The sequence below is a fragment of the Paraburkholderia tropica genome (assembly GCF_900109265.1).
Classification (GTDB): Bacteria; Pseudomonadota; Gammaproteobacteria; order Burkholderiales; family Burkholderiaceae; genus Paraburkholderia; species Paraburkholderia tropica.
The window spans coordinates 119,715-145,145 of record NZ_FNZM01000009.1 but is presented as its reverse complement, the minus strand read 5'-3'; the positions used below and the strand labels follow the sequence as shown (position 1 = coordinate 145,145).

The following is a 25,431-nucleotide window of genomic DNA, read 5'->3' as shown; positions in this document are numbered from 1 at the left end:
AATCATCGCCCCGTGCTTTTCTTGCCGATTACTTTTCGTTTTTGTCGCCTTATGCTGATGGCGTAACCGGAAACGGAAAGGGCAATGACGGTACTCGAAAGACGCGTGAAAGGCCTCGACGGTCTCCGGGCGCTGGCCGTGATGCTGGTGTTCCTCTCTCACAAGGCGCATCTCGATGCGATCGACGCGGGCAAGATCGGTGTGTGGCTTTTCTTTCTGATCAGCGGCTATCTCATCATCGGTGAGTTGCATCGCAACCGGCTGCGCGTCGAAGGGCAGGGCGCGCGCCGCGACGCCGTGCTGTATGTCTTTTTCGTGAAGCGCGCGCTGCGAATTTTTCCGGTGTATTACCTGCTGCTGATCGCGTTGACGATCGCGCACGCATGGTTTTATCAGCGCGATGTCGAACTCGGCCTCGCGTGGCATTTCGTATTCCTGTCTAATTTCTGGATCGGCGTGGTGCGCGACGGCTGGCCAGGCACGGTGTCGCATTTCTGGAGTCTTGCGGTCGAGCAGCAGTTCTATCTGATCGCGCCGTTCGTGCTGCTGTTCACGCGCGCGTCGCGGCATCTGGGAGTCTGCATCGGCATGATCGGGGCGGCGGCGCTCGCGCATCTGGCGCTTTACGCGACGGGTGCGATCGAGCCGCTGGTTTACGCGTTTTCGCCGTGGAATTTCGCGCTGCTCGCGCTGGGCGGCGCGCTCGCGATCGGCGGCGAGCGTGTGCAGATCGACGGACCGGTGCCGCGCGCGGCATGGTTCGCGCTGGCATTCGCGAGCCTCGCGGTGTTCGCATTCGCGCGCGCCGACTGCGAGACCTGCGAAGCGACGCAGCGCGCGGTGCTGCCGGGCTTGTTCGATATCGGGCTGGCGATGTCGCTCGGCGCGGTGTTCCTGTGGATCGTGCGCGCGCAGGACAGCGTGCTGGTGGCCGCGCTCGAAACGAAGCCGCTCGCGTATCTCGGCACGATCAGCTACGGCTTCTACCTGTTTCACAACCTCGTGCCCTCGCGTCTGGGCGACGCGCCCGTGTTCTATACGCGGCTCGGCCTGCCGCCGCTCGCGCAGGACGCGCTGGCGCTCGGCGTGCAGTTCGCGCTATCCGTGCTGCTCGCGCATCTGTCGTGGCGTCTGCTGGAAAAGCGCGTGCTCGAATGGAAGGAGCCGCTGGCCGGAGCGATCCGCGAACGCCTGCCGGCGCGCGCGGCCGCCGGCCCGACCTGATTCAGTGCAGGAGACCACCCCGGGCTAACCGACGACGCCGCTCAGAGCGTCGCGCCGCCCACCTCGCGACCGCTCGGGCACAGCTCGCCGGTTTGCAGCGCGTCGAGCACGCGCAGCACTTCGGCGGCGCTGCGCCCGACGCTGAGCGTGTTGACGCTCACGTACTGGATCGTGTTGTCCGGATCGACGATGAACGTCGCACGCAGCGCCACGCCCGCTTCCTTGTCGCGGATGCCGAGCTGATCGATCAGCTCGCCTTTCACGTCGCCGAACGCGTAGTGGTTCAGGCGGTCGAGATCCTTGTTCTCCCGCCGCCACGCGAGCTTCACGTATTCGTTGTCGCAACTGCCGCCGAGCAGCACGGTTTCGCGATCCTCGAATTCCTTTTGAAGCCGCGCGAACGCGACGATCTCGGTCGGGCAGATCACGGTGAAATCCTTCGGATAGAAATAGATGACCTTCCACTTGTCCGAAAAACTTTGCTCGGTGATTTCCTGAAACGCCGATTCGCCGTTTTCTTCCGGAAAATTAAAGCCGGGTTTGGCGGCCGTGACGGTGAAGGCTTCGAGTTTGTCGCCGATGGTTTTCATGTCGCTGCACCCCTGGATCGAGACGGGCAAGAACGCCTGCGCGCATGACGCGCGCGGCCCATCGTCAGATTGTGGCAGGGGAAGCCGGCGCGTGCCGCGACGGTGCGCCTCGACGCGCGCGTGCGTTGATCCGCGCCCGTGCAGGCGCGAATCAACGAGCGTGAATCGACCGGAAGAAAAGTGGAGAAAGCGCCTCAGGCGCCCTTGGCGAGCGGAAACTCGATCGTGACTTCGAGGCCCGGGCCGGGCGCGCGGTTGCGCAGACGCAGCGCGCCGCGATAACGGCTCACGAGGCGCTGGACGATCGCCATGCCGAGGCCGGTGCCGTTGGCCTGCGTGCGGGCACTGTCGACGCGATAGAACGGCCGCGTGACAAGCGCGAGCTGATCCTCGGGAATGCCGGGGCCTTCGTCGACCACCGAAAGCTCCACGCGCGAGTGCGAAACGCGCGTTTCCAGCATGATGTGAGGAATGCCGTCGGAATCGCTTGCACCATATTTGCGCGCATTCTCGATCAGGTTGCCGACAATGCGGCGCATATCGGTGTCGTCGGCTTCGACCATGGCCGTGGGCGCGAGACGCGTGATCAGGCGCACGCCGTCCTCGGTCGCCAGGCGCGCCGCCATCTCGCTCGCGATCACGGACAGATCGACGCGCTCGGTCATGCGCTGCACCGGCCGCGCATAGTCGAGGAAGCGCCCGATGATCATGTCCATCTGCTCGATGTCGTCGATCATCGCGTCCTTGGTCGCCTGATCGGACGGGCTCATCTCCGTTTCCAGCCGTAATCGCGCGAGCGGCGTGCGCAGATCGTGCGAGATGCCCGCGAGCATCAGCGCCCGATCGGCCTCGAGCTGTTCGAGGTCGCGCACCATCTGGTTGAACGAGCGATTGGTTTCCGCCGCCACGCCCATGCCGCTTTCGGGCAACGGCGAGGGCGACTGGCCGGAGCCGACCATGCGGGCGGACATTGCGAGCCGCGCGAACGGGCGGTTCACGAGACTCGTGATGAACGCCGCGCCGAACAGCGACAGCGCAAGCGCGGAAATGCCCCAGCCGACCCACTGCAGGCCGGTGACGTTGTCGAGCTGATCGCGGTCGAGCGCCACCCAGTAGTCGTCGTCGTCGATCTTGAAGCTGATCCACACGCCCGGGATGTCGTTGACCGACTGGGCAATTACCGTGTCGTCGCCGAGACGGCCGCGGATGTCGTGCTCGATCAGGCGATTGAGCGATTCGTCTGGCTGCAGCTTGTATTTGTCCGTGGTCTCGCGCGGATACACGCGCACGCCCTCGTTACTCTCCAGATCCTGCAGCAGCGCGCGGCGCAGATCGGGATCGGAGTAGAGGAGCGCGGTGCGCGTGAGCTTGACCACGGCGACGAGCTGAAGCGCCACGCGCTGGGCGCGTGGCTCCCGCTCGATCACGCGAAAGCTCTGGAACCATGCCGCAAGACTGACCGCAATGAGCAGCGCGATCAGCAGGAAGGTGCGCCAGAACAGGTCGCCGAACGCAAGCGTCAGCAGACGCCGGTCAATCCGCATGAACCCTTCCCGTCAACAGAGGTCGTGCAGGCAATGAGACGCCATCCATCCTGTATCAGGCAGCGCCGTCGGGGATGAACACGTAGCCGAGGCCCCAGACCGTCTGGATGAAGCGCGGGCTGCCCGGATCGGGCTCGATCAGCTTGCGCAGACGCGAGATCTGCACGTCGAGGCTGCGGTCGAACACTTCGTATTCGCGGCCGCGTGCGAGCTCCATGAGCTTTTCGCGCGAGAGCGGCTGGCGCGGATGACGCGCGAACACCTTGAGCACGGAGAATTCGCCCGTGGTGAGCGGAATTTCCTGGCCGGCCTTGGTGAGCGTGCGGGTGGCGAGGTTCAGCGCGAATTCGCCGAACTCGAATACTTCAGTGGTTTCCGACGGCGCGCCCGGCAGTTCGGACGGCGCTTGACGGCGCAGCACGGCGTGAATGCGGGCGACCAGCTCGCGCGGATTGAAGGGCTTCGGCAGATAGTCGTCCGCGCCCATTTCGAGACCGACGATGCGGTCGACGTCTTCGCCCTTGGCCGTGAGCATGATGATGGGCGTGCGGTCGTTGCTGCCACGCAGGCGGCGGCAGATCGAGAGACCGTCTTCGCCTGGCAGCATCAGGTCGAGCACGAGCAAGTCGAAGCGTTCACGCACCCACAGCTTGTTCATGGCAGGGGCGTTTTCCGCAACATATACGTTGAAACCCTGCTCGCCGAGGTAGCGGCGCAGCAGGTCACGCAGTCGGGGGTCGTCGTCGACCACGAGAATTTTGGACGGGTTCTTGGTTTCCATGCCTGGCATCTTAGCGCGATTGGGTTGCAGTGCGAGATTGCACCGATTAACGGGTTACAGTCAGTTACAAAATTTACCCGTGCTGTGCTACGGCATCAAGCACTGACAGATAGACTTCTTTACGTTGAGCGGCCATTCGGTAGATACTTCATTCGATTTTGAACCAGTGCCCGTGTTGAACTGGGTCCGAACAATGCAATCGAGGTAGCCGTTTGCCGCGTCAAGAAGGGAACAAAACGATGGGAGGGGTCAGGCCGACAATGCGCCACACCATGATTGCTCTGGCGTTGGCCAGCGGCGTCGTGGCTGCATTGGATGCGGCGCCGGCACACGCCCAGCCCTTCGGTGACGGGCCCGGTGCGGCCCGCTACGGCGGCAGGCCGCCCATTCGTCGGGTGCGCAACGACATGCCGCCTCGTCCCGCTTCGGACATCAATCAGCGCAACGCCGTTCCTCCCGATCTCGACCAACGCCGCCGCGACGGCCACATGACGCCCGACGAGCGGCGCCTGCTGCGCCAGCACATCGAAGACGCCGTGCGCGAACTCTACAAGCGCTAGACGCATCTCGCCACGTCGCGTGTGTTGCGTCGCGTGTTGCGTTGTATTGCCTGCCAGGTCATCTTTCGCCGTCGCGCTGATCGCATCTTTCGTCATTCGCTGCCTTTCTGCTGTTACGCGTTGTTTCCAGGCGTTTCTCGCTGTGTCCCTGCTCTTGTCCGTTCGGACCGCTTCGCGCGGCGCCCGTCGCTGAAAAAATCAGTTTCAAAATCCTTTGCGCCCGAGTGGCCCGCGGAGTCAACAGCGCGCCCGCTCCACTCGTTATGCCGGTACATTCACCAGGTTCGCGCGTGAACGGCAGCGGTCGTCTGGCCGGTCGTTGCGCGCTCCTTGAAACCCAGGCGCCATGAAAAGCTTCTTGCCGGTGTTCCCGCCGCGCCGCGCGGCCAGCCATGTGAGCGACGCGAGCGATGCAGCCGACGCCGGCGCATCCGTGCGAGCATCACTGGATCAGCCAGCCGTCACGCGCGCCGCGTTCTTCACGCTGTCCACGCTGCCGTTAGCGTCGGCGCTCGGCGCGTGGTCCCGACGCGCTTGCGCGCAATCCACCGCAGATGCGAGTAGCGAGACGAAGCCCGAACCGCCGCGCCGCGCGTCGCATCTTTCTCACGTGCATCGCCATGCGCCGGCGGCATCTGCGGCGTCAGCGGCGATGCCTTCGTCCGTCGAAACCGAGCTGCTCGACGCTGACGACGCGAGGCATCTGCTGATCCGCACGGGCTTCGCACCGGCCGGCGCCGACCTCGCGCCTTACGTCGGCCTCACGCGCGCCGAAGCCGTCGACCGCGTGCTGGCCACCGCCCGCACCGAGGCCGTCACGCCGCTGCCCGCCTGGTGCGCCGAGCCGCTGCCGACGCGCGCCGAGCGCAACGCCTGGACGCCCGATCAGCGCCGCGACGCGCAACGTACGCGCGGCAGGCATTACGACGAATTGCGCGCGTGGTGGATGGGCGAGATGCTGGTCACGCCGTCGCCGGTCACGGAGCGCATGACGTTGTTCTGGCATAACCATTTCACGTCGGGTCAGGACAAGGTGCCGGAGCCCAAGATGATGGCCCAGCAAAATTCGCTCCTGAGGCGCCACGCGCTCGGCAATTTCGCGACAATGCTGCACGAGGTGGCGAAAGATCCGGCGATGCTGCTCTATCTCGACGGCGCGAGCAATCGCAAGGGCAAGCCGAACGAGAACTTCGCGCGCGAGGTCATGGAGCTGTTCACGCTCGGCGAAGGGCAGTACACGCAGCAGGACGTTGCCGAGGCGGCGCGCGCCTACACGGGCTGGGCCGTCGACCCCGATACCGGGCAATTCGTCTCGCGGCCGGCGCAGCACGACGACGGCGTGAAGACCGTGCTCGGCCACAGCGGCCCGTTCGATGGCGACGCGATGCTCGACATTCTGCTCGGCGAGCCACAGACGGCGCATTTCGTGGCGGCGAAAATGTGGCGCGAGTTCGTGTCCGACACGCCCGATACCGCGCAGCTCGACCACGTCGCCGCGCATTTTCGCGCGAGTCGTTACGATATTTCCGCTGCGTTGCGCGCCTTGCTGCTTACGCCTGCGTTTTGGGACGAGCGCAATCGCGGCGTGCTGGTCAGTTCGCCGGTGACGTTCATCGTCGGTACGATTCGGCGCTTCGGCGTGACGTATGGCGACACCGCGCCGTTCGCGCGGACCTCGGCGGCGCTCGGCGAGAATCTGTTTTATCCGCCCAATGTGAAAGGCTGGCCGGGCGGCGTGGCGTGGATCAACAGTTCGACGCTGCTCGCACGCAAGCAGTTCGTCGAGCAGCTGTTTCGCGCGACCGAGGCGGGGCGTCCGCGTATGGGCGCAGCGATGACGAAGACGACCGCAAAAGCGCCGCCGCGCACGCAAGGCGGCATGCGTTTCGATCTCGATGGCTGGCTTGCGCGTTACGGCCTGAGCGCGAGCGACAAGCCCGATCTCTCGCAGCAGTTGCAGATGCAGCATGCCGTGCTGCCGCTCGCGCCCGTCGACGCCATTGCGGCGGGCAGCAGTGCGCAGGCGTATCTCCAGGCACTCCTGATGGATCCCGTGTATCAGCTCACTTGAGCGCGCCTCGAAACGAAGACGGACGATGATATCCACGAACGAAGCCATTCACCGCAGCACGCACAGCAACAACACCGCCGCGCAGCGGCGCATCGACGAGCGAGGCATGGCATGAAGCGACGCGATTTTCTGGCTGCGGCGGCCGCGGCGACGGCGGCAGGCGCGGCGTCGTGGCTGCCTCAGAGCGTCCACGCGCAAACGCTCGCCGCGACTGCGCAAGCGCGAGCGAGCGGCTACGAGAATCTGCTGATCCTCGTCGAGTTGAAGGGCGGCAATGACGGCTTGAACACCGTCGTGCCGTACGCCGATCCGCTCTATGCGCGTTATCGCAGCACCATTGGCGTGCGTCGCGGCGACGCGATCCAGCTCGACGAACGCACCGCGCTGCATCCGGCGCTCGCGCCTCTGCTGCCGATGTGGCGCGCGCACGAACTCGCGATCGTGCAGGGCGTGAGCTACGCGCAGCCGAACCTCTCGCATTTTCGCTCGATCGAGATCTGGGATACGGCGTCGCGCTCCGATCAATATCTGCGCGAAGGCTGGCTCACGCGTGCGTTCGCGACCACGCCCGTGCCGAAGGGTTTTGCCGCCGATGGTCTGGTGCTCGGCAGCGCCGAGATGGGGCCGCTCGCGAACGGCGCGCGCGCCATCGCGCTCGTCAATCCGGCGCAGTTTGCGCGCGCTTCGCGGCTCGTGACGCCGGTCGCGCTTCAGGAGCGCAATCCGGCGCTCGCGCACCTGCTCGATGTGGAGAACGACATCGTGCATGCGGCCGATCAGTTGCGGCCGCGGCCCGGTGAATATGCGTTGAAGACGGCGTTTCCGGCGGGCGCGTTCGGCGCGTCGGTGAAGACGGCGATGCAGGCGCTGGCGTCCGGCGATACGGCGCAAGGCGCGCCGGTGCAGGGCGACGGCGTCGCGGTCATCCGCCTCACGCTCAATGGCTTCGATACGCACGAGAACCAGCCCGAACGTCACGCGGAGCTGTTGCGCCAGTTCGCGGCGGGCATGGTCGCGATGCGTTCGGCGCTGGTCGAAATGGGGCGTTGGGATCGCACGCTGATCGCCACGTATGCCGAGTTCGGACGGCGCGTGCGCGAGAACCAGAGTCGCGGCACCGATCACGGCACGGCATCGGCGCATTTCGTGGCGGGCGGGCGCGTGGCGGGCGGTCTGTATGGCGAGGCGCCGGCGCTTGCGCGTCTGGATGGCAACGGCAATCTGCCCGTGGCCATCGATTTCCGGCAGATCTACGCGACAGTGTTGAACGGATGGTGGGGACTCGACGCCGCCTCGGTCTTGCAGCAGCGCTTCGAGCCGTTGCCGTTGTTGCGCGCTTGAAGTTGCTCGACGTCGCGCGATATTGAAAGCGGCGCGCTTTGCGCCGGTCTCAGTTACGTCGTGCCGCGCGCCACGCGATCCAGAGCTTGCGGATTGGCGTGAGCGCGATGTGCTGATGCAGCACCTGAAAGCTTTCGCGTTCCACTTCGTCCAGCAGCGCGAGTTCGAGCGCGGCGAGCGCGCGCAGCGCTCGCTGCGGTTTGCGCTCGGCGGCGGGAATCGCGTCGAGCGCGGCAGTCAGCGCTTCGCGCGCACGCGCCGTCTGGAACTGCATCAGCTCGGTGAATTCGGCGCTGTAGCGGCGGTTGATCAGATCGGCGGCGGTGACGTTGTAGCGCTGCAATTCGTCGATCGGCAGGTAGATGCGGCCATGACGCGCGTCGTTGCCGATCTCCGGCACGAACTGAGCGAGCGTCAGCGCATTGCCGAGCGGGGCGGCCCAGCGTGCGGCCGACTCGTGTTCCTGCGGCGTGCGCACGCAGGCCTGCGCGACGAGCGTGGCGAACGTGCCGCCCACGCCGTCGATATAACGGCGCAGATTCGGCATGTCGAGATAGCGGGCCTGCTCGAAATCCATCTCGAAGCCCGCGAGCAATTGCTGTAACAGGGGATAGAGATTTGCGGGATCGTCGAGATGCGCGGCGAGCGCTTTCGTGACCGGATGCGAGGGATTGCCGGCGGCCAGCGCGGCGAGTTCCTTCTGCCACCAGGCGAGCTTCGTGCGGCCCACGGTCGGGTCGCTCGTTTCCTTGGCGGTTTCCTCGAGTTCGCGGCGCAGGGCGAACAGGGCGGCAAGGAGCGGCTGGCGCGCGGCGCTCGCCTGGCGCAGCGCGTAGTACGTGCTCGATCCGGGTGGGGCCGCCTTTTGCAGGCAGTAATCGTCGAAATTCACGGCGTTCGGGGCGTGGGGAGGCGCGGCGCTGTCGCTGCCCGGCTGAATCGTTCAGCGAGGTCGGCGGTGGGGCATAGAGCCGCGGAGCGGCGATTCTAGCACCGGCCTGTTTTTCGGGCCGCGGGCGCACCGGTCGCCGCCCGTCCGCCGCCCGTCGAGCGAGGAAAGGGCGCAATCCACGCCGCGCTGCAAGTTGCAGACAAGCGCAATTCAATCGGTTAGAATCTCGCGCTTGCGCGTTCGCGGCGGCTTATCCCTCTGTGATTCCGACCGAGCAGCGCGCCCAGGCAGGTCCGTATTGCATTCGATGCACGCGATGGTTCTCAGTCGTTTCCACTCGCAGCGGTCTCGCCAGCAGCATTCGCGTGAGTGGCGAAATTGGTAGACGCACCAGGTTTAGGTCCTGACGCCCGCAAGGGTGTGCCGGTTCGAGTCCGGCCTCACGCACCAAAGACAAAGGCCACGTACCTCAACGGTACGTGGCCTTTTTTCTTGTGCCGATTACGCCGGGCGCGCGGTGAATCGGCCCGCCGATCAGCCCGTATTAACCATCTGTTTCGTTTATCGCGAAGGCGCGGTTACAGATCTTCCTGGGCTGCCGCGATGACTTTCTCCAGCGCGCGGTTCAGCAGCTCGCGCTCCTTCTCTTCGAGGCAGGCGAACAGGTCCACATTCCACTTGCGGGCGATGGGCATGACCTTGCGATAAAGCGCGCGGCCTTCGGCCGTGAGCGAGACGAGCACGAGCCGGCCGTCTTCCTCGCTGGCGTCGCGTTGCATGAGGCCGCGGCGCATCAGCGCTTCCGCGGCGCGGCTGGCCTGGCTCTTGTCGAGATTCGCGTGGCGCGCGAGCTCCATCACTGAAAACGGGCCGAATGCGCCGACCGCGGCGATGAGACGTGCTTCGGGCAGGGTAACGCCGAGCTTCGCCTGGTAGCGCTCGCTTGCGCCGCGTTCGGAGAGCTTGTTCAGGACATGGAGCCGATAGGTCAAAAATTGTTCGAGTCCGGCTTTGCTTGCCTTCATGGTCGTCCTGGTCTGGTCGCGTGAGGTATGCGCGATCGTGTCGCGATGATCATGATTGTTGCCTCAACGAGCGCCGGGGTCAACGCGCATGAACCCTCGTAAGCGCATCTTCAATGAGCGTACGAATCTATTAATCGCTTACTGCGAACGCAAGCGCGTTCGCGGACCAAAACGTCTGACTATTCGCACGATTCAAGGAGCGGTTTAACGCTTCGTGCGCAACGAGCGCCAGCAGCAAATGCGATTCGTTGCGCGCGAAATGTCCTGTGCTCCGGGCGGCGCTCAAGGGCGCGCGGCACCGTACTTGAGACGCGTGAGCTGTTCCGCTTCGTTCGCGAGCAGCGCGGCGGCGTCGCGAATGGCGGTTTCGAGCGTGATCGGGCCGGGCGCGGGCGAGAAGCAGCCGCTGAAGTGCTCGGCCAGCCGCGGCAGCGCGGCGGAGTCGACGGCGCCCGAGAGCAGCGTCGCCGGCACGCCCGCGGCCTGCGCGTGGCGACAGGCGATGAAAGGCGCCTTGCCGTGCAGGGTCTGCGCGTCCGAGCGTCCCTCGCCGGTGATGAGCCATTGCGCGCCCGCGAGCGCCTGATCGAGGCCGATGGTGCGCGCGACGACTTCCGCCCCCGGCTCGAAGCTCGCGCCCAGCATGCGCAGCGCGAAACCGAGGCCGCCCGCCGCGCCGGCGCCCGCTTCGTCGCGCGCGGTGCGTCCGAGTGCGGCTTCGAGCAGATCGGCGAAACGGCCGAGCGCGGCGTCGATCGGCGCGACTTCGCCGGGCGTCACACCTTTTTGCGGACCGAACACGGCCGTCGCGCCGTGATCGCCGGTCAGCGGATTGTCGACATCGGACATCGCCACGAAGCTCGCCTCGGAAAGACGCGCATCGAGCCCCGATATGTCCACGCGCGCGACGCGCGTGAGCGCTTCGGGCGTGGGCGCGAGCGCATTGTCCGCCGCATCGAAGAGTTGCAGGCCGAGGCCCGCGAGCAGACCCGCGCCGCCGTCGTTGGTGCTGCTGCCGCCGAGCGCCACGTAGAAGCGCCGCACGCCTTCGTCGAGTAGCGCGCGGATCGCTTCGCCCATGCCGCGCGTGCTGCGCGCGGCGACCGGCACACCCATGCCGACGGGGTCGGTGATGCCGACGATCTCGGCGGTTTCGACGATCGCGCTGCCGTCGTGCAGCAGGCCGACCGTGGCGTCGCGGCGCGCGAGCGCGGCGCCTTCCACATTGAGGATGCGGCGTTCGCCGCCCACGCTGAGCATGGCATCGAGCGTGCCTTCGCCGCCGTCGGCCATCGGGCAGATGCGGATTTCGGCGTCGGCGCGCGCGCGGCGAATGCCTTCGGCGATGGCGGCGGCGACCCCGTCCGCGCTCAGCGAGCCTTTGAATGAATCGGGAGCAATGACGACGACGGGTGCCTCGAACGACGGGTTGGACATGGTGCCTCGACGGAAAGAGTTGGGATGGCGGCTGCATCCGGCGGGGCGTCCGGCGCGAGCACTAGCTTAACAGCGCGGGGCCGGGCGCTGGATAAGCGCGCTGCGATAGCGTGCATCGCGCAAGGCCGTGCCGCTAACGTGCTTACAGTACGAAAGCGCCGCGGAGCGTGGCGCTCCGGCGTCGCATCAACGAGTCGATGCGGACGCGACGAAGTCGGCACCCGAGCGAAGGCCGAAGGGCGATTCGGGCCTGAAAACCCACCAAATTCACATGGAAAGGCGCCGTTTTGGCGTCCCGAACGGCAATTCCATTTGAGTGGGGAAATAGTTTGCTAAAATACTTGGCTCTTTTGACGGAACCGCACGGCAAGCCGTCCGTTTCGGCCTTCACCGGCCGATGTCGGCCGGGCCGGGTCTCGCGGCTTCCGGAAAGGGCGCCGCCCAGCCGGCAGCGTCCGCGAAGCGCCCGTTCCACGCCGTTGCGTGGTGCGCGGCCAGCGCGGCGGTCTGCGGCGAGAGGCGCCATGGGATGCGCCCGCCGGCCTTGGGCGCGACCGAATGGTCGCGATCGAAGCCGGCAGGCGGCGCCGACGAGGCACTAGCGAGACGCAGGCGATGCGGGCTTTCCCATCGAACTGCGGCAGCAAAGATTACTGATACGCTCGAACAATTTTAGGACGATTGAAGCCATGGCTAACGCTGTTGAAAACCTCGGCAAGCTCGAACGCCGCGTGACGATTTCCCTGCCGAAGGACGCCGTGCAGAAAGAAGTCGATTCGCGCATCCGCCAACTGGCAAAGAACGTGCGCATGCCGGGTTTCCGCCCGGGCAAGGTGCCGCTGAAGATGGTCACGCAGCAGTACTCGGGCCAGGTGGAAGCCGAAGTTCTGAGCGACAAGGTCGGCAAGGAATTCTTCGACATCAGCCGCGCGGAAAACCTGCGCGTCGCCGGCCAGCCGAGCTTCGCCCCGAAGGCGGACGCCGCTGAAGGCGACTACGCATTCGACGCGACCTTCGAGGTCTACCCGGAAGTCAAGCTCGGCGACGTCGGCACGGCCGAAATCGAGCGCACGACCACGACCATCAGCGACGCGGAAATCGACCGCACGCTCGACATCCTGCGCAAGCAGCGCGTGCACTTCCACGCACGCGGCGAAGCCGGCGAGCACGGTGACGGCGGCGCCGACACCGCAGCCAAGGAAGGCGATCGCGTGACGGTCGACTTCGTCGGCAAGATCGACGACGTCGCATTCCCGGGCGGCAGCGCGGAAGGTTTCGCGTTCGTGCTCGGCGAAGGCCGCATGCTGCCGGAATTCGAAAAGGCCGCCATCGGCCTGAAGAACGGCGAGTCGCGTGAATTCGACCTCGCGTTCCCCGAGGACTATCACGGCAAGGAAGTCGCCGGCAAGACCGCGAAGTTCACGATCACGATGCAGCAGATCGAGTGGCCGCACCTGCCGGAAATCGACGGCGAATTCGCCAAGTCGCTCGGCATCGCCGACGGCGACCTCGTGAAGATGCGCGCTGAAATCAAGGACAACCTCGAGCGTGAAGCGAAGCGTCGCACGCAGTCGATCGTCAAGAACCAGGTGATGGACGCGCTGCTGAAGATCGCCGAACTCGACGTGCCGAACGCACTGATCGAACAGGACCAGGAACGCCTCGTCGAAATGGCGCGTGCCGACCTCGCGCAACGCGGCGTGCCGAACGCCAAGGACGCACCGATCCCGGCCGAAATGTTCAAGGAACAAGCCGAGCGTCGCGTCAAGCTGGGCCTCGTGCTGGCCGAGCTGGTGAAGGCCAACGGTCTCGAAGCAAAGCCGGAACAGATCCGCGCTGAAGTCGACGAATTCGCGAAAAGCTACGAAGACCCGAAGGAAGTCGTGCGCTGGTATTATTCGAACCAGCAGCGTCTGGCCGAAATGGAAGCCTACGTCGTTGAATCGAACGTCGTGGACTTCGTGCTCGGCAAGGCCAAGGTAACGGACAAGCAAGTCAGCTTCGAAGAACTGGCAAGCGCGACGGCGCAGGCTTAAGTCTGCCCGCCACGGCGTGCCGGCTGTCGGAGCGACCGACGGCCAGCACGCCGTTTTTGTATCCGCTGAATTTAGCCATGCTGTCCGTGTGGTTGATTTATGCGGGGTCCGTCGCCATACCAGAATAACTCTCTTCCAGACAAGGATGCACCGCATGACTTTTCGCGCTCAATCGCTGGACACGCTGACCTCCCAGGCTTCGCGGGATTTCGATCCGCAGGCGCTCGGGCTCGTGCCGATCGTCGTGGAGACGAGCGGCCGCGGCGAGCGTTCGTACGACATCTACTCGCGTCTGCTGAAGGAGCGCGTGGTGTTCCTGGTCGGTGAAGTGAACGACCAGACGGCCAATCTCGTGGTCGCCCAGCTGCTGTTTCTCGAAAGCGAAAATCCGGACAAGGACATCAGCCTGTACATCAACAGCCCGGGCGGTTCGGTGTCGGCCGGCATGGCGATCTACGACACGATGCAGTTCATCAAGCCGAACGTTTCGACCCTTTGCATGGGCCTCGCGGCCAGCATGGGCGCGTTCCTGCTGGCAGCCGGCGAGAAGGGCAAGCGCTTCGCGCTGCCGAACTCGCGCGTGATGATTCACCAGCCGCTCGGCGGCGCGCGCGGCCAGGCATCGGACATCGAAATCCAGGCGCGGGAAATCCTGTACCTGAAGGAGCGCCTGAACCAGTTGCTCGCGCACCATACGGGTCAGCCGGTCGAGCGCATCGCGCGCGACACCGACCGCGACAACTTCATGTCCGGCGACGACGCGCAAGCCTATGGTCTGGTCGATCAGGTCCTGCACAAGCGTCCCTGATCCGGAACGCGTTTCGGCGCCCCTCGCGGGCGCCGGTTCAGGCGCCTGAATGGTGCAAATCGGGCGCCCGGGCGGCGTGCCACCCCCGTGAAAAAGGGGATAGGCACAGCCGCCCGGAGCCTGTGAAATAATCGGCAAACGCGCTTCGCGGCCTGCGGCCCCAACGCCGTCACAGCAAGCGGTTCACGCGTCCCCCGGCGCGCCGGGGGAAACGGCGTATCATGTAACAGAGTGTCCGGAGGCTCATCTATCCATGGCGGACAAAAAAGGTTCTAACAGCGAAAAGCTGTTGTATTGCTCGTTTTGCGGCAAAAGCCAGCACGAGGTCAAGAAACTGATCGCTGGCCCGTCGGTGTTCATCTGCGATGAATGTATCGACCTGTGCAACGAGATCATTCGCGACGAGGCCGCCGGTGCGGGCGTCGACGCGGCGCTGTCGCGCTCGGACCTGCCGAGCCCGCAGGAAATCCGCGACATCCTCGACCAGTACGTGATCGGGCAGGAACGCGCGAAGAAGATCCTTGCGGTGGCGGTGTACAACCACTACAAGCGTCTCAAACATCTCGACAAGAAAGACGAAGTCGAACTCTCGAAGAGCAACATTCTGCTGATCGGCCCCACGGGCTCGGGCAAGACGCTGCTCGCGCAGACGCTCGCGCGCCTTCTGAACGTGCCGTTCGTGATCGCCGACGCCACCACGCTGACCGAAGCCGGTTACGTGGGCGAAGACGTCGAGAACATCATCCAGAAGCTGCTGCAGAACTGCAATTACGAGGTCGACAAGGCCCAGCGCGGCATCGTCTACATCGACGAAATCGACAAGATCAGCCGCAAGTCGGACAACCCGTCGATCACGCGCGACGTGTCGGGCGAGGGGGTGCAGCAGGCGCTGCTCAAGCTCATCGAAGGCACGATGGCGTCGGTGCCCCCGCAGGGCGGCCGCAAGCACCCGAATCAGGACTTCATCCAGGTCGACACGACCAACATCCTGTTCATCTGCGGCGGCGCGTTCGACGGTCTGGAAAAAGTCATCACGGACCGCACCGAGAAAACCGGCATCGGTTTCGGCGCGAGCGTGAAGAGCAAGCAGGAACGCGACGCGGGCGAAGTGCTGCGCGAGACGGAACCGGAAGATCTGATCAAGTTCGGCCTGATTCCCGAACTGATCGGCCGTCTGCCGGTGGTCGCCACGCTCGGCAAGCTCGACGAAGCGGCGCTCATGAAGATCCTCGTCGAGCCGAAGAACGCGCTCGTCAAGCAGTATCACAAGCTCTTCAACATGGAGCGCGTGGAACTGGAGATTCGCCCGGCTGCGCTGCAGGCCGTCGCCCGCAAGGCGATCCGCCGCAAGACCGGGGCGCGGGGCTTGCGCTCGATCCTGGAACAGGCATTGCTCGACGTCATGTACGAGCTGCCGACCATGAAGGGCGTGAGCAAGGTGATCATCGACGACAACGTGATCGATGGCGACGGCAAGCCGCTTTTGATCTACGAAGACGCTCCGAAGGTTTCAGGGTCGAACTGATGGTGGTGATCGGCTAAAGAGTTCCTGGAAAAAGCCGTTCATACAATGGGATGAACGGCTTTTTCGTTTCACTTGTGGTCGATGGCGCACTTTTTTGGAGTCACTGAACTTTTCCCACACGCGAGAGGCTTGTAATCGACTTTTCAGGCCTCACTTACCGAACGAATTGATTCCACTCATGGGGAAATGAAATGTCAGGAACCCAACTCCTCCCGCCGGAACGCACCACGCTCCCGCTGCTCCCGCTGCGAGACGTCGTAGTCTTCCCGCATATGGTGATTCCCCTTTTCGTGGGCCGGCCGAAGTCGATCAAGGCCCTCGAGGCGGCAATGGAAGGCGGCAAGCACATCATGCTCGTCGCCCAGAAAACTGCCGCCAAGGATGAGCCGACCGAAAAGGACATGTACGAAGTGGGATGTATCGCGAACATCCTGCAAATGCTCAAGCTGCCCGACGGCACCGTGAAGGTGCTCGTGGAAGGCCTGCAGCGCGCGAAAACGCTCTCGATCGAAGAGCAGGAAACGCAGTTTTCGTGCGAGGTCATGCCGCTCGAGCCCGACCACGCGGACGGCGCCGAAACCGAAGCGCTGCGCCGTGCGATCGTCTCGCAGTTCGATCAGTACGTGAAGCTCAACAAGAAGATCCCGCCTGAGATCCTGACGTCGCTGTCGGGTATCGACGAGGCCGGTCGTCTTGCGGACACCATCGCCGCGCATCTGCCGCTCAAGCTCGACCAGAAGCAGCACATCCTCGAAATGTTCCCGGTCGTGGAACGTCTCGAGCATCTGCTCGCCCAGCTCGAAGCCGAAATCGACATCCTCCAGGTCGAGAAGCGCATCCGTGGCCGCGTCAAGCGCCAGATGGAAAAGAGCCAGCGCGAGTACTACCTGAACGAGCAGGTCAAGGCCATCCAGAAGGAACTGGGCGAAGGCGAAGAAGGCGCGGATCTCGAGGAACTCGAGAAGCGCATCACCGCCGCGCGCATGCCGAAGGAAGCCAAGAAGAAGGCCGACGCCGAGCTGAAGAAGCTCAAGCTGATGTCGCCGATGTCGGCGGAAGCCACCGTCGTGCGCAATTACATCGACACGCTGATCGGCCTGCCGTGGCGCAAGAAGAGCAAGGTCAACAACGACCTGACGAACGCCGAATCGGTGCTCGACGAAGACCATTACGGTCTCGAGAAGGTGAAGGAACGCATTCTCGAGTATCTCGCGGTCCAGCAGCGCGTGGACAAGGTCAAGGCGCCGATCCTGTGCCTCGTCGGGCCTCCGGGCGTCGGCAAGACCTCGCTCGGGCAGTCGATTGCGCGTGCAACGAACCGCAAGTTCGTTCGCATGGCGCTCGGCGGTGTGCGTGACGAAGCCGAAATTCGCGGCCATCGTCGTACGTACATCGGCTCGATGCCGGGCAAGATCCTGCAGAGCCTGACCAAGGTCGGCGTGCGCAATCCGCTCTTCCTGCTCGACGAAGTCGACAAGATGGGTATGGATTTCCGCGGCGATCCGTCGTCGGCGCTGCTCGAAGTGCTCGATCCGGAACAGAACCACACGTTCGCCGACCACTACATCGAAGTCGATTTCGATCTCTCCGATGTGATGTTCGTGGCAACGTCGAACTCGCTCAACATTCCGCCGCCGCTGCTCGACCGGATGGAAGTCATCCGCCTTTCGGGTTACACGGAAGACGAGAAGGTCAGCATCGCCCAGCGTTATCTCCTGCCGAAGCAGAAGAAGAACAACGGGCTGAAGCCGGGCGAGATCGACGTGACCGAAGGTGCGATCCGCGACATCATTCGCTACTACACGCGTGAAGCGGGCGTGCGTTCGCTCGAGCGCGAAGTGTCGAAGATCTGCCGCAAGGTCGTGAAGATGCTGCTGCTGAAGAAGGCCGACAAGGCCGTCACGGTGGACAGCGCGAATCTGGACACCTTCCTCGGCGTGCGCAAGTACGACTTCGGTCTGGCCGCGAAGGAAAACCAGATCGGTCAGGTCACGGGCCTCGCATGGACGGAAGTGGGCGGCGACCTGCTGACGATCGAAGCGGCGGTCATGCCCGGCAAGGGCAACGTGATCCGCACGGGTTCGCTCGGCGACGTCATGAAGGAATCGGTCGAAGCGGCACGCTCGGTGGTGCGCTCGCGTTCGCGTCGTCTTGGCATCAAGGACGAAGCGTTCGAGAAGCAGGACATCCACATCCACGTGCCGGAAGGCGCGACGCCGAAGGACGGTCCGTCCGCCGGTATCGCGATGACGACCGCGCTGGTGTCCGTGCTCACGGGCATTCCGGTGCGCGCCGACGTTGCGATGACGGGCGAGATCACGCTGCGCGGCGAAGTGCTGCCGATCGGCGGGCTGAAGGAGAAGCTGCTTGCGGCGCATCGCGGCGGCATCAAGCTCGTGCTGATTCCGGAAGAGAACGTCAAGGATCTCTCGGAGATCCCGGACAACGTGAAGAACGCCATTGAAATCGTGCCGGTCCGCTGGATCGACAAGGTGCTCGAACTGGCGCTCGAACGTGTGCCGCAGGCACTGCCGGAAGAAGAGGCCAAGACCGAAGAGGCCAAGACGCCCGTGGCCGAGTCGAAAGACGCGGCAAGCGAAGTGGTGAAGCACTAAGCTGAAACACTTGGCGCTGTTCAACTAGCGTCATTTCGTAGCACCCTCGAAGAACCCGCGGCCTCGTCCGCGGGTTTTTTATTGCGCGCGCCGCGAAGATCGTTGGGCTTGCAACCGCTTGTGCGCGCGGCGTGCCAACTTGGCGTCTTCAAGGTCGAAAGGCGTTTGGAAGTTGCTTTCACATGGCCGCGCGAGATCGAATGCACGCGGGAGAAATCGGGCGGAACCCAGCTTGACACGGGTCTTTCGGCCTCGTTAAATGAGCGGGCTTCGGCGCAGACCGAAGTCGTTTTGCCAATAAGTTGATGTCCTTCCCGGCGCCGCGCCGGCGTGTCTCATGGCGCGTGCCATCACGATTGCCCAACACATTCTCGGGGGCTGGAATGAACAAGACGGAATTGATCGACCATATCGCGCAGCAAGCGGACATCTCGAAAGCGGCGGCAGGGCGCGCACTCGACGCCGTGATCGGCGGCGTCAAGGGAACGCTGAAGAAGGGCGGGTCGGTCACGCTGGTCGGCTTTGGCACGTTCGCGGTCAGCAAGCGCACGGCGCGCACGGGTCGCAATCCGCGCACCGGCGACGCTATCAAGATCAAGGCAGCCAAAGTCCCGAAATTCAGGCCTGGCAAAGCGCTCAAAGATGCGCTAAACTAGCGGGCTCGCTGCTTGATGAGGCAGCGCAGCAGAAGTCGCAGTGCCGCAGCAGTTTTCAGCAGGTTTTCGGCGGTCATCAGCATGAAGCTGGGTGCTTAGCTCAGTTGGTAGAGCGGCGCCCTTACAAGGCGTAGGTCGGGAGTTCGAGCCTCTCAGCACCCACCACAGCTTCAGATGAACCTCGGTCGAGCCGCGCAGTCGTGCATCAGCCTGAACGCAGGCTAAAGCAGACTGAATGCGCGAAAACATCGCTAGCGACGCAGCGCACGCAGCAAACCGCATGGAGCGGTAGTTCAGTTGGTTAGAATACCGGCCTGTCACGCCGGGGGTCGCGGGTTCGAGTCCCGTCCGCTCCGCCAGACATCTCAGCAAGAAGGCGAACTCCGGTTCGCCTTTTTTGTTGGCCGCTGTTGTAATATCGGGCGTTCTGTTTTTTGGCGCTCTCCAACGCTTGGTCACGCATGCTCGACTTTTTCCGCAATCACAAACGGCTGATGATGTTCATGCTGCTCCTGGTGATCCTGCCAGGGCTCGGCTTCGTCGGTATTCAAGGTTTCCGCGGCTTTTTTGACGAAAGCGCGAATGTCGCGAGCGTCAACGGTCACAAGATCACGCGCGTCGAATTCGACAACGCGTCGCGTCAGCAACTCGACCAGGCGCGCCAGGTCATGGGTGCGCAATTCGACGCGAGCGCTTTCGATACGCCGCAGCATCGCAAAGACATTCTCGACGGCCTGATCCAGCAACGCGTGCTGCAGGACGAAGTCCAGCGTCTGCATCTCACCGCTTCCGACGACGCCGTGCGCCGCACGCTGCTCGCCGACCCGATCATCTCGTCGCTGAAGAACCCCGACGGCTCGATCGATCTCGACAAGTACAAGCAACTGCTCGCCATGCAGGGCATGACGCCCGAGCAGTACGACGAGCGCGTGCGCTACAGCATGGCGCTGCAGCAGATTCCCGCTTCGCTGATCAACAGCGCGTTCACGCCGAAGTCGCTCGCGCAACAACTGACCGAACTGTCGGAGCAGCAGCGCGACGTGCAAGGTCTCGCGTTCCGCGCCGGCGATTTCGCCGCGAAGGTCCAGCCGACCGACGCGCAACTGCAGGCGTATTACGACGCGCACAAGAACGACTTCGCCACGCCGGCGACGGCGCAGATCCAGTATCTGGTGCTGTCGGCGGCTACGGTCGCGGCTTCGGTCAACCCGAGCGACGCCGACCTCAAGAAGTATTACGACGACAACATCGCCCGCTACAAGACTCAGGAAGAAGTGCGCGCGAGCCACATCCTGATCACGGTGGCGAAGGACGCGAGCGCGGCTGACCGCGCCGCGGCGAAGCAGAAGGCCGACCAGATCCTCGCCGAAGTGAAGGCGCATCCGGACCAGTTCGCGCAGCTCGCGCAGAAGGATTCCCAGGATCCGGGTTCGGCCTCGAAGGGCGGCGACCTCGGCTACTTCGGCCCGGGCATGATCGCGGGCGGCCAGGCGTTCGACGACGCGGTCTTCAAGCTCAAGAAAGACGAAATCAGCGACGTGATCCAGTCGGACTTCGGCTATCACATCGTCAAGGTCACGGACATCAAGCCGTCGGTTACGAAGCCGTTCGACGACGTGAAGGCGCAGATCGCGACCGAAGTGAAGGCGCAACAGGCCGCCAAGCTGCTGGCCGATGCGAGCGACGGCTTTACGTCGATGGTGTACGAAAAGTCGAAGAGCCTCCAGCCGGCCGCTGACAAGTACAAGCTGACGATCCAGGCCGCCACGGTTACGCCGCAGCCGAACGCCACGCTGCCGCCGGACAGCCCGCTGAACAACAAGAAGTTCCTCGACGCGGTGTTCGCGACCGACTCGGTCAGCCAGCACAACAACACGCAGGCGGTCGACGTGGGCAACAACACGCTGATCTCGGCGCGCGTGACCGACTTCAAGGCGGCTGCCGTCCCGGCATTCGCCGCGGTCAAAGACGCCGTGCGCCAGAAGGTGGTTGCGCAACTGGCCGCCGACATGGCGCGCAAGCAAGGCGAGGCGAAGCTCGCGGACCTGCAGAAGTCGAAGTCGACCGATGGTTTCTCGTCGGCGCTCAAGGTGTCGCGCAACGACGCACAAGGGCTGCCGCCCGCCGCGCTGTCGGCGGTGTTCAAGGCCGATGCGCAGAAACTGCCCGCCTACGTGGGCGTCGATCTCGGCGACCAGGGCTACGCGATCTATCGCGTGAACAGCGTGACGAACGGCGCGGCCGCCGACGGCAACCGTCTTGCCGCAGCGCAGCAGCAACTGGCGCAGGTGGCCGGCCAGTCGCAGACTCAGGCTTACCTCGACGCGCTGCGCGACCGTTCGAAGGTCAAGCTCTACGGCACGCTCGGTTCGTCGAGCCAGCAGAGCGACGGCGACGGCGACGGCCAGTAAGTTCGCCAGCGCCGTTTCCAGGCGCCGAGACACAAAAAAAGCCCCGCGAAATTCGCGGGGCTTTTTCTTTGCTGCTTACGTGGCGCGAGGCGTGAAGCGCCGCGCCGCGTGCGCTGCCCGTTAGAGGCAGGCGCTGATATCGCCCGTGGCGTCGCCGCCCGCACCGCCGCCGGCACGGAATCCCACCCAGGTCTTGGCGTTGGCGTTCCACGCCGGACGCACCGTCGCCGCGGCACCGTTAGGCGGCTGCTGGCCCGGCACGTAGACGTCGATCGCCTGGTCGTTCGCGAGCACGCTCTGCGAGACGACCTGCTGCTGCGATTTGTTGGCCCACTTTTGCGCGATGCACTGCGCGACGGCCTGAGGCGGTTGCTGGCTGGTGCCAACCGATTGCGAGCCGCTCGGCACCGGCTGATTGGCGCAGGCAGCAAGGGCTGCCGTTACGACAATAAGAGGTAAATATTTCACGTTTTATCCCTCCAGTCAGGGTCATTCGGAATGTAGACGAGCGTCGCTCGTCTGGCGCAAAGATGTGACCCGGTACGCGACGCGCATGCCGCAAAGACGCGGCGCGCAGCGCACGTCAGCGCTGCGCGCCGCCGCCGAGCAGCGGCTTGAGCGTCGGCCACACGTTGTCGAGGAGCAAAGGCTGTGCCTGCTGGGTCGGATGCAGCTGGTCGGACTGGAACAGCTCGGGTTTGTCGGCGAGTCCGGCGAGCAGAAACGGCACCAGCGGCACCTTCAGCTCCTTCGAAAGCTGGCCATAGAGACCATGGAATTTCTGAGTGTAGTCGGGACCGTAATTCGGTGGCACGAACATGCCCACCAGCACGGGCTTCGCGTTGGCCTTGCGCACTGCGGCAATGATGGCGCGCAGATTGCTCTCGGTGGTGGCGAGCGGCACACCGCGCAGCGCGTCGTTGGCGCCGAGTTCGATCACCACGATCGCCGGCTTCATGCGTTGGAGCACGAGCGGCAGACGGGCGAGGCCGCCGCTGGTCGTGTCGCCGCTGATGCTGGCATTCGCGACGCTATAATCGATTCGCTCGGTCGCGATGCGTTGACGCAGCAGCGCGACCCAGCCGGTGTCGCGCGGTAACCCGTATTCGGCGGACAGGCTGTCGCCGAGCACGGCGATCACGGGTTTGGCCGTCGTGGGTTGGGTCGCAGGTGCGGCAGGCACGGTGGCCGCATGGGCGTCGCGCACGCCGCCAGGCAGCGCGACCGTGCCCAGCGCAACGCCGAACGACACAGCCAGCGCCACGGCGCAGGCGCCGGGCGCGGGAAGCAGGGTGCGGGCGGCGCGCGGCGCGCCGCGCTTTGTTTTGACAGCTAATCTTGGCTTCATCATGTGCGAATGAATAGCGATCCAGTCATCGAAGTACGGGGCCTGTGCAAACGCGTCACCGACGCAACCGGCGAACTCACGATCCTCGACGGCATCGACCTCACGGTGCACGCGGGCGGCAGCGTGGCGATCGTCGGCGCCTCGGGTTCGGGCAAGTCCACCTTGCTCGGCTTGCTGGCCGGGTTGGACAGCGCGAGCGCGGGCTCGGTTCGTCTGCTAGGACATGAGCTTACCGGCATGGCGGAAGATCAGCGCGCGGCGCTGCGCAACGGCTCGGTCGGTTTCGTGTTTCAGTCGTTTCAATTGATGCCGCATCTCACCGCGCTCGAAAACGTCGCGCTGCCGCTTGAGCTGCAGGGCGGTCTGAGCACGCGCGAAGCCTTCGCGCGTGCGCGGACCTTGCTCGAACGCGTGGGCCTCGGTCAGCGCACCTCGCATTATCCGAAGCTGCTGTCGGGCGGCGAGCAGCAGCGCGTGGCGCTGGCGCGCGCGTTCGTCACGCATCCGGCCGTGCTGTTCGCCGACGAACCCACCGGCAGCCTCGACGCCGCCACGGGCCACGCCGTCATCGACCTGATGTTCGAACTGAACCGTGCGAATGGCGCGACGCTCGTGCTCGTCACGCACGACATCGAGCTGGCGAAGCGCTGCGATGCGATCGTCACGATCGAGGCCGGGCATCGCGTGATCGACGGCGCGCAGGCCGCGCACGCAGCGAGCCGCGTCGAAGCCGGGCGCTGAAACGAAAAGGCGTGCCGGTTTGCACCGTGCACGCCTTTTTCCTGACATCAACTCAACCTGTGCAGCCAGCGCTAACGCCTGTTAGCGCTTCAGCGCGGCACGCGCCTTCGCGATCAGCGCCGACGTCGACGAATCGTGCGCCTTCACGTCGCCGGTCGATGCGGTGAGGTCGGCCTCGACCACCTTGCCGAGAATCTTGCCGAGTTCCACGCCCCACTGGTCGAACGGATTGATGTCCCACACCGAGGCCTGCACCAGCACCTTGTGCTCGTAGAGCGCGATCAGCGCGCCGAGCGAGCGCGCCGTGAGCGCGTCGACGAGCAGCGTCGTGGTCGGGCGATTGCCGGGGAACATGATGTGCGGCACGAGTTCGGGCTTGTCCGGACCGGCGATCTTGCGCGCTTCTTCCTCGGTGCGGCCGAGCATCAGCGCCTCGCTCTGCGCGAAGCAGTTCGCTAGCAGTTTCGGATGATGATCGGCGAGCGGATGCTCGGGCGTGAGCACGGCGATAAAGTCGATCGGCACGATCGTCGTGCCCTGATGCAGCATCTGGAAGAACGCGTGCTGGCCGTTCGTTCCCGGCTCGCCCCACGTGATGGCCGAGGTCGCGTAATCGACGAACTGGCCGTCCAGACGCGCCTGCTTGCCGTTGCTCTCCATTTCGAGCTGCTGCAGATACGACGGCAGGTAGTGCAATGCTTCGGAGTACGGAGCGACGAGATAGCTCTGCGAACCAAAGAAGTTGCGATACCAGACGCCGATCATGCCGAGCAGCACGGGCAGGTTCTTGTCGAGCGGCGCGGTGCGGAAATGCTCGTCCATATCGTGCGCGCCGGCGAGCAGTTCGTCGAACTGTTGCGGCCCGATCGCGATCATGATCGAGAGCCCGACCGCCGACCACAGCGAGTAGCGGCCGCCAACCCAGTCCCACATTTCGAAGACGTTTTCCTCGGCGATGCCGAACTTCACGACTTCGGCCGGATTCGCGGAGACGCCGACGAAATGCTTCGCGAGCGCGCTTTCCGGGCAGCCGTGCTTGACGAACCAGTCGCGCATCGAGCGCGCGTTGGTCATGGTTTCGAGCGTCGTGAAGGTCTTCGAGACGATGATCGCGAGCGTCTCTTCCGGATCGATGTGTTCGATCGTGCGCCACAGATCGGCGCCGTCGACGTTCGAGACGAAGTGCGAGCTGATCTCCGGCGATTCGAGATGCTGGAGCGCATGCACGACCATCTTCGGCCCGAGATCCGAGCCGCCGATGCCGATGTTCACGATATGGCGGATGCGCTTGCCGGTGTAGCCGGTCCAGGCGCCGCTGCGCACGGCGTCGGCGAACTTCGCCATCTTCGCTTTCTCGGCGACGATCTGCGCGTGGAACGGCGCGTTCGGCTCGGTGGCGCGCAGCGCGGTGTGCAGGGCGGCGCGGCCTTCGGTCGGGTTGACGATCTCGCCCGCGAACATCGCGTCGCGGCGCTGCTCGACGCCGGCTTCGTGCGCGAGCTGCACGAGCAGCTTCAACGTGGCGTCGGTGATGCGGTTCTTCGAGAAGTCGGCGGCGAGACCGCCGCCCGAATACGTGAAGCGTTCGGCGCGGGTCGGCGCGGGATCGTTGGCGGGCGCGAACCAGTCGCGCAGCTTGTCGTTGCGGATCTGTTCGTAGTGCGTCTGTAGCGCGGACCAGGCGGGGAGCGGATTCGTCATGTTCGTCGAGCGAGGAAAAACGAATGGAAGGCGGCGGGCGGCATCGACCGGTCGGGCCGACGCGCGCATCACGCACTGCGGGGAGGCGCGCGGCTTCTGTGGAAGCGGAACGCGCGGAGGATCAG

20 protein-coding genes and 3 tRNA genes are annotated in these 25,431 nt (G+C 64.5%); 14 read left to right on the top strand and 9 right to left on the bottom strand.

The window, feature by feature from the left end:
- Window positions 1-84: 84 nt before the first annotated feature.
- Window positions 85-1,224: an acyltransferase family protein gene (locus tag BMY06_RS16510; RefSeq protein ID WP_074984184.1), complete on the top strand. Its 1,140-nt coding sequence runs from the start codon at window positions 85-87 to the stop codon at window positions 1,222-1,224.
- A 41-nt stretch (window positions 1,225-1,265) separates the two neighbouring features.
- On the opposite strand, the gene BMY06_RS16505 is transcribed toward BMY06_RS16510, so the two are convergent.
- The 3 genes from BMY06_RS16505 to ompR form a co-directional block, all read right to left on the bottom strand.
- Window positions 1,266-1,814, bottom strand: coding sequence for a peroxiredoxin (locus BMY06_RS16505; protein ID WP_065065560.1), 549 nt, complete (start codon window positions 1,812-1,814; stop codon window positions 1,266-1,268).
- A 194-nt stretch (window positions 1,815-2,008) separates the two neighbouring features.
- Window positions 2,009-3,358, bottom strand: a complete 1,350-nt coding sequence (locus BMY06_RS16500) for an ATP-binding protein (protein ID WP_065065559.1) — start codon at window positions 3,356-3,358, stop codon at window positions 2,009-2,011.
- Between the two features lie 55 nt (window positions 3,359-3,413).
- Window positions 3,414-4,148: an osmolarity response regulator transcription factor OmpR gene (ompR, locus tag BMY06_RS16495; RefSeq protein WP_027814652.1), complete on the bottom strand. Its 735-nt coding sequence runs from the start codon at window positions 4,146-4,148 to the stop codon at window positions 3,414-3,416.
- Window positions 4,149-4,411: 263 nt separating this feature from the next.
- On the opposite strand from ompR, the gene BMY06_RS16490 reads away from it, so the two are divergent.
- The 3 genes from BMY06_RS16490 to BMY06_RS16480 all read left to right on the top strand — a co-directional run bounded on the left by BMY06_RS16490 (window position 4,412) and on the right by BMY06_RS16480 (window position 8,111).
- Entirely contained in the window at window positions 4,412-4,699 is a 288-nt protein-coding gene (locus tag BMY06_RS16490; protein ID WP_231957791.1) for a hypothetical protein, read from the top strand.
- Window positions 4,700-5,351: 652 nt separating this feature from the next.
- Window positions 5,352-6,770 (top strand): DUF1800 domain-containing protein, encoded by a 1,419-nt coding sequence (locus BMY06_RS16485; RefSeq protein ID WP_074984330.1) that lies wholly within the window; start codon window positions 5,352-5,354, stop codon window positions 6,768-6,770.
- A 111-nt stretch (window positions 6,771-6,881) separates the two neighbouring features.
- A complete protein-coding gene (locus BMY06_RS16480; protein WP_074984182.1) occupies window positions 6,882-8,111 on the top strand; it encodes a DUF1501 domain-containing protein in 1,230 nt (409 codons plus the stop codon).
- 49 nt (window positions 8,112-8,160) lie between these two features.
- On the opposite strand, the gene BMY06_RS16475 is transcribed toward BMY06_RS16480, so the two are convergent.
- Window positions 8,161-9,003: a squalene/phytoene synthase family protein gene (locus tag BMY06_RS16475; RefSeq protein ID WP_065065556.1), complete on the bottom strand. Its 843-nt coding sequence runs from the start codon at window positions 9,001-9,003 to the stop codon at window positions 8,161-8,163.
- A gap of 363 nt (window positions 9,004-9,366) precedes the next feature.
- On the opposite strand from BMY06_RS16475, the gene BMY06_RS16470 reads away from it, so the two are divergent.
- Window positions 9,367-9,453: transfer RNA gene (locus BMY06_RS16470), tRNA-Leu, on the top strand.
- 128 nt (window positions 9,454-9,581) lie between these two features.
- On the opposite strand, the gene BMY06_RS16465 is transcribed toward BMY06_RS16470, so the two are convergent.
- Both BMY06_RS16465 and BMY06_RS16460 read right to left on the bottom strand, forming a co-directional pair.
- The gene (locus BMY06_RS16465; protein WP_065065555.1) at window positions 9,582-10,028 is read right to left on the bottom strand and encodes a MarR family winged helix-turn-helix transcriptional regulator; all 447 of its coding nucleotides are present in this window, start codon (window positions 10,026-10,028) and stop codon (window positions 9,582-9,584) included.
- Window positions 10,029-10,310: 282 nt separating this feature from the next.
- Window positions 10,311-11,465, bottom strand: coding sequence for a glycerate kinase (locus BMY06_RS16460; RefSeq protein ID WP_074984181.1), 1,155 nt, complete (start codon window positions 11,463-11,465; stop codon window positions 10,311-10,313).
- A gap of 689 nt (window positions 11,466-12,154) precedes the next feature.
- On the opposite strand from BMY06_RS16460, the gene tig reads away from it, so the two are divergent.
- The 8 genes from tig (at window position 12,155) to BMY06_RS16420 (ending at window position 21,516) form a co-directional block, all read left to right on the top strand.
- Window positions 12,155-13,501 carry a trigger factor gene (gene tig / locus BMY06_RS16455; protein ID WP_065065553.1) on the top strand — a complete coding sequence of 449 codons (1,347 nt, stop codon included), beginning with the start codon at window positions 12,155-12,157 and terminating at the stop codon, window positions 13,499-13,501.
- A 154-nt stretch (window positions 13,502-13,655) separates the two neighbouring features.
- Window positions 13,656-14,309, top strand: a complete 654-nt coding sequence (gene clpP, locus BMY06_RS16450; RefSeq protein ID WP_065065552.1) for an ATP-dependent Clp endopeptidase proteolytic subunit ClpP — start codon at window positions 13,656-13,658, stop codon at window positions 14,307-14,309.
- Between the two features lie 253 nt (window positions 14,310-14,562).
- On the top strand, window positions 14,563-15,834 hold the full coding sequence (gene clpX / locus BMY06_RS16445) for an ATP-dependent Clp protease ATP-binding subunit ClpX (protein ID WP_065065551.1): 1,272 nt from the start codon (window positions 14,563-14,565) through the stop codon (window positions 15,832-15,834).
- 191 nt (window positions 15,835-16,025) lie between these two features.
- The gene (lon, locus tag BMY06_RS16440) at window positions 16,026-18,449 is read left to right on the top strand and encodes an endopeptidase La (RefSeq protein ID WP_065065550.1); all 2,424 of its coding nucleotides are present in this window, start codon (window positions 16,026-16,028) and stop codon (window positions 18,447-18,449) included.
- A 383-nt stretch (window positions 18,450-18,832) separates the two neighbouring features.
- On the top strand, window positions 18,833-19,105 hold the full coding sequence (locus tag BMY06_RS16435) for an HU family DNA-binding protein (protein WP_065065549.1): 273 nt from the start codon (window positions 18,833-18,835) through the stop codon (window positions 19,103-19,105).
- Window positions 19,106-19,194: 89 nt separating this feature from the next.
- Window positions 19,195-19,270 (top strand) — tRNA-Val (locus BMY06_RS16430).
- Window positions 19,271-19,387: 117 nt separating this feature from the next.
- Window positions 19,388-19,464, top strand: a tRNA-Asp gene (locus tag BMY06_RS16425).
- Between the two features lie 102 nt (window positions 19,465-19,566).
- Window positions 19,567-21,516, top strand: coding sequence for a SurA N-terminal domain-containing protein (locus tag BMY06_RS16420; protein ID WP_074984179.1), 1,950 nt, complete (start codon window positions 19,567-19,569; stop codon window positions 21,514-21,516).
- A gap of 120 nt (window positions 21,517-21,636) precedes the next feature.
- Here BMY06_RS16420 and BMY06_RS16415 read toward each other — a convergent pair whose 3' ends face one another.
- Together BMY06_RS16415 and BMY06_RS16410 are read right to left on the bottom strand one after the other, a co-directional pair.
- On the bottom strand, window positions 21,637-21,984 hold the full coding sequence (locus tag BMY06_RS16415) for a hypothetical protein (protein WP_065065547.1): 348 nt from the start codon (window positions 21,982-21,984) through the stop codon (window positions 21,637-21,639).
- A 115-nt stretch (window positions 21,985-22,099) separates the two neighbouring features.
- Window positions 22,100-22,768, bottom strand: a complete 669-nt coding sequence (locus BMY06_RS16410; protein WP_110329039.1) for an arylesterase — start codon at window positions 22,766-22,768, stop codon at window positions 22,100-22,102.
- A 105-nt stretch (window positions 22,769-22,873) separates the two neighbouring features.
- On the opposite strand from BMY06_RS16410, the gene BMY06_RS16405 reads away from it, so the two are divergent.
- Window positions 22,874-23,605 (top strand): ABC transporter ATP-binding protein, encoded by a 732-nt coding sequence (locus BMY06_RS16405; RefSeq protein ID WP_065065546.1) that lies wholly within the window; start codon window positions 22,874-22,876, stop codon window positions 23,603-23,605.
- Window positions 23,606-23,686: 81 nt separating this feature from the next.
- Here the strand turns inward: BMY06_RS16405 and pgi are convergent, their stop codons facing one another.
- Window positions 23,687-25,306 carry a glucose-6-phosphate isomerase gene (gene pgi / locus BMY06_RS16400; RefSeq protein WP_074984177.1) on the bottom strand — a complete coding sequence of 540 codons (1,620 nt, stop codon included), beginning with the start codon at window positions 25,304-25,306 and terminating at the stop codon, window positions 23,687-23,689.
- Between the last annotated feature and the right edge of the window lie 125 nt (window positions 25,307-25,431).

Coding starts and splice junctions, on each gene's coding strand:
- BMY06_RS16510 (WP_074984184.1), top strand. CDS start 85: ATGACGGTACTCGAAAGACGCGTGAAAGGCCTCGACGGTCTCCGGGCG.
- BMY06_RS16505 (WP_065065560.1), bottom strand. CDS start 1,814: ATGAAAACCATCGGCGACAAACTCGAAGCCTTCACCGTCACGGCCGCC.
- BMY06_RS16500 (WP_065065559.1), bottom strand. CDS start 3,358: ATGCGGATTGACCGGCGTCTGCTGACGCTTGCGTTCGGCGACCTGTTC.
- ompR (WP_027814652.1), bottom strand. CDS start 4,148: ATGCCAGGCATGGAAACCAAGAACCCGTCCAAAATTCTCGTGGTCGAC.
- BMY06_RS16490 (WP_231957791.1), top strand. CDS start 4,412: ATGATTGCTCTGGCGTTGGCCAGCGGCGTCGTGGCTGCATTGGATGCG.
- BMY06_RS16485 (WP_074984330.1), top strand. CDS start 5,352: ATGCCTTCGTCCGTCGAAACCGAGCTGCTCGACGCTGACGACGCGAGG.
- BMY06_RS16480 (WP_074984182.1), top strand. CDS start 6,882: ATGAAGCGACGCGATTTTCTGGCTGCGGCGGCCGCGGCGACGGCGGCA.
- BMY06_RS16465 (WP_065065555.1), bottom strand. CDS start 10,028: ATGAAGGCAAGCAAAGCCGGACTCGAACAATTTTTGACCTATCGGCTC.
- BMY06_RS16460 (WP_074984181.1), bottom strand. CDS start 11,465: ATGTCCAACCCGTCGTTCGAGGCACCCGTCGTCGTCATTGCTCCCGAT.
- tig (WP_065065553.1), top strand. CDS start 12,155: ATGGCTAACGCTGTTGAAAACCTCGGCAAGCTCGAACGCCGCGTGACG.
- clpP (WP_065065552.1), top strand. CDS start 13,656: ATGACTTTTCGCGCTCAATCGCTGGACACGCTGACCTCCCAGGCTTCG.
- clpX (WP_065065551.1), top strand. CDS start 14,563: ATGGCGGACAAAAAAGGTTCTAACAGCGAAAAGCTGTTGTATTGCTCG.
- lon (WP_065065550.1), top strand. CDS start 16,026: ATGTCAGGAACCCAACTCCTCCCGCCGGAACGCACCACGCTCCCGCTG.
- BMY06_RS16435 (WP_065065549.1), top strand. CDS start 18,833: ATGAACAAGACGGAATTGATCGACCATATCGCGCAGCAAGCGGACATC.
- BMY06_RS16420 (WP_074984179.1), top strand. CDS start 19,567: ATGCTCGACTTTTTCCGCAATCACAAACGGCTGATGATGTTCATGCTG.
- BMY06_RS16405 (WP_065065546.1), top strand. CDS start 22,874: ATGAATAGCGATCCAGTCATCGAAGTACGGGGCCTGTGCAAACGCGTC.
- pgi (WP_074984177.1), bottom strand. CDS start 25,306: ATGACGAATCCGCTCCCCGCCTGGTCCGCGCTACAGACGCACTACGAA.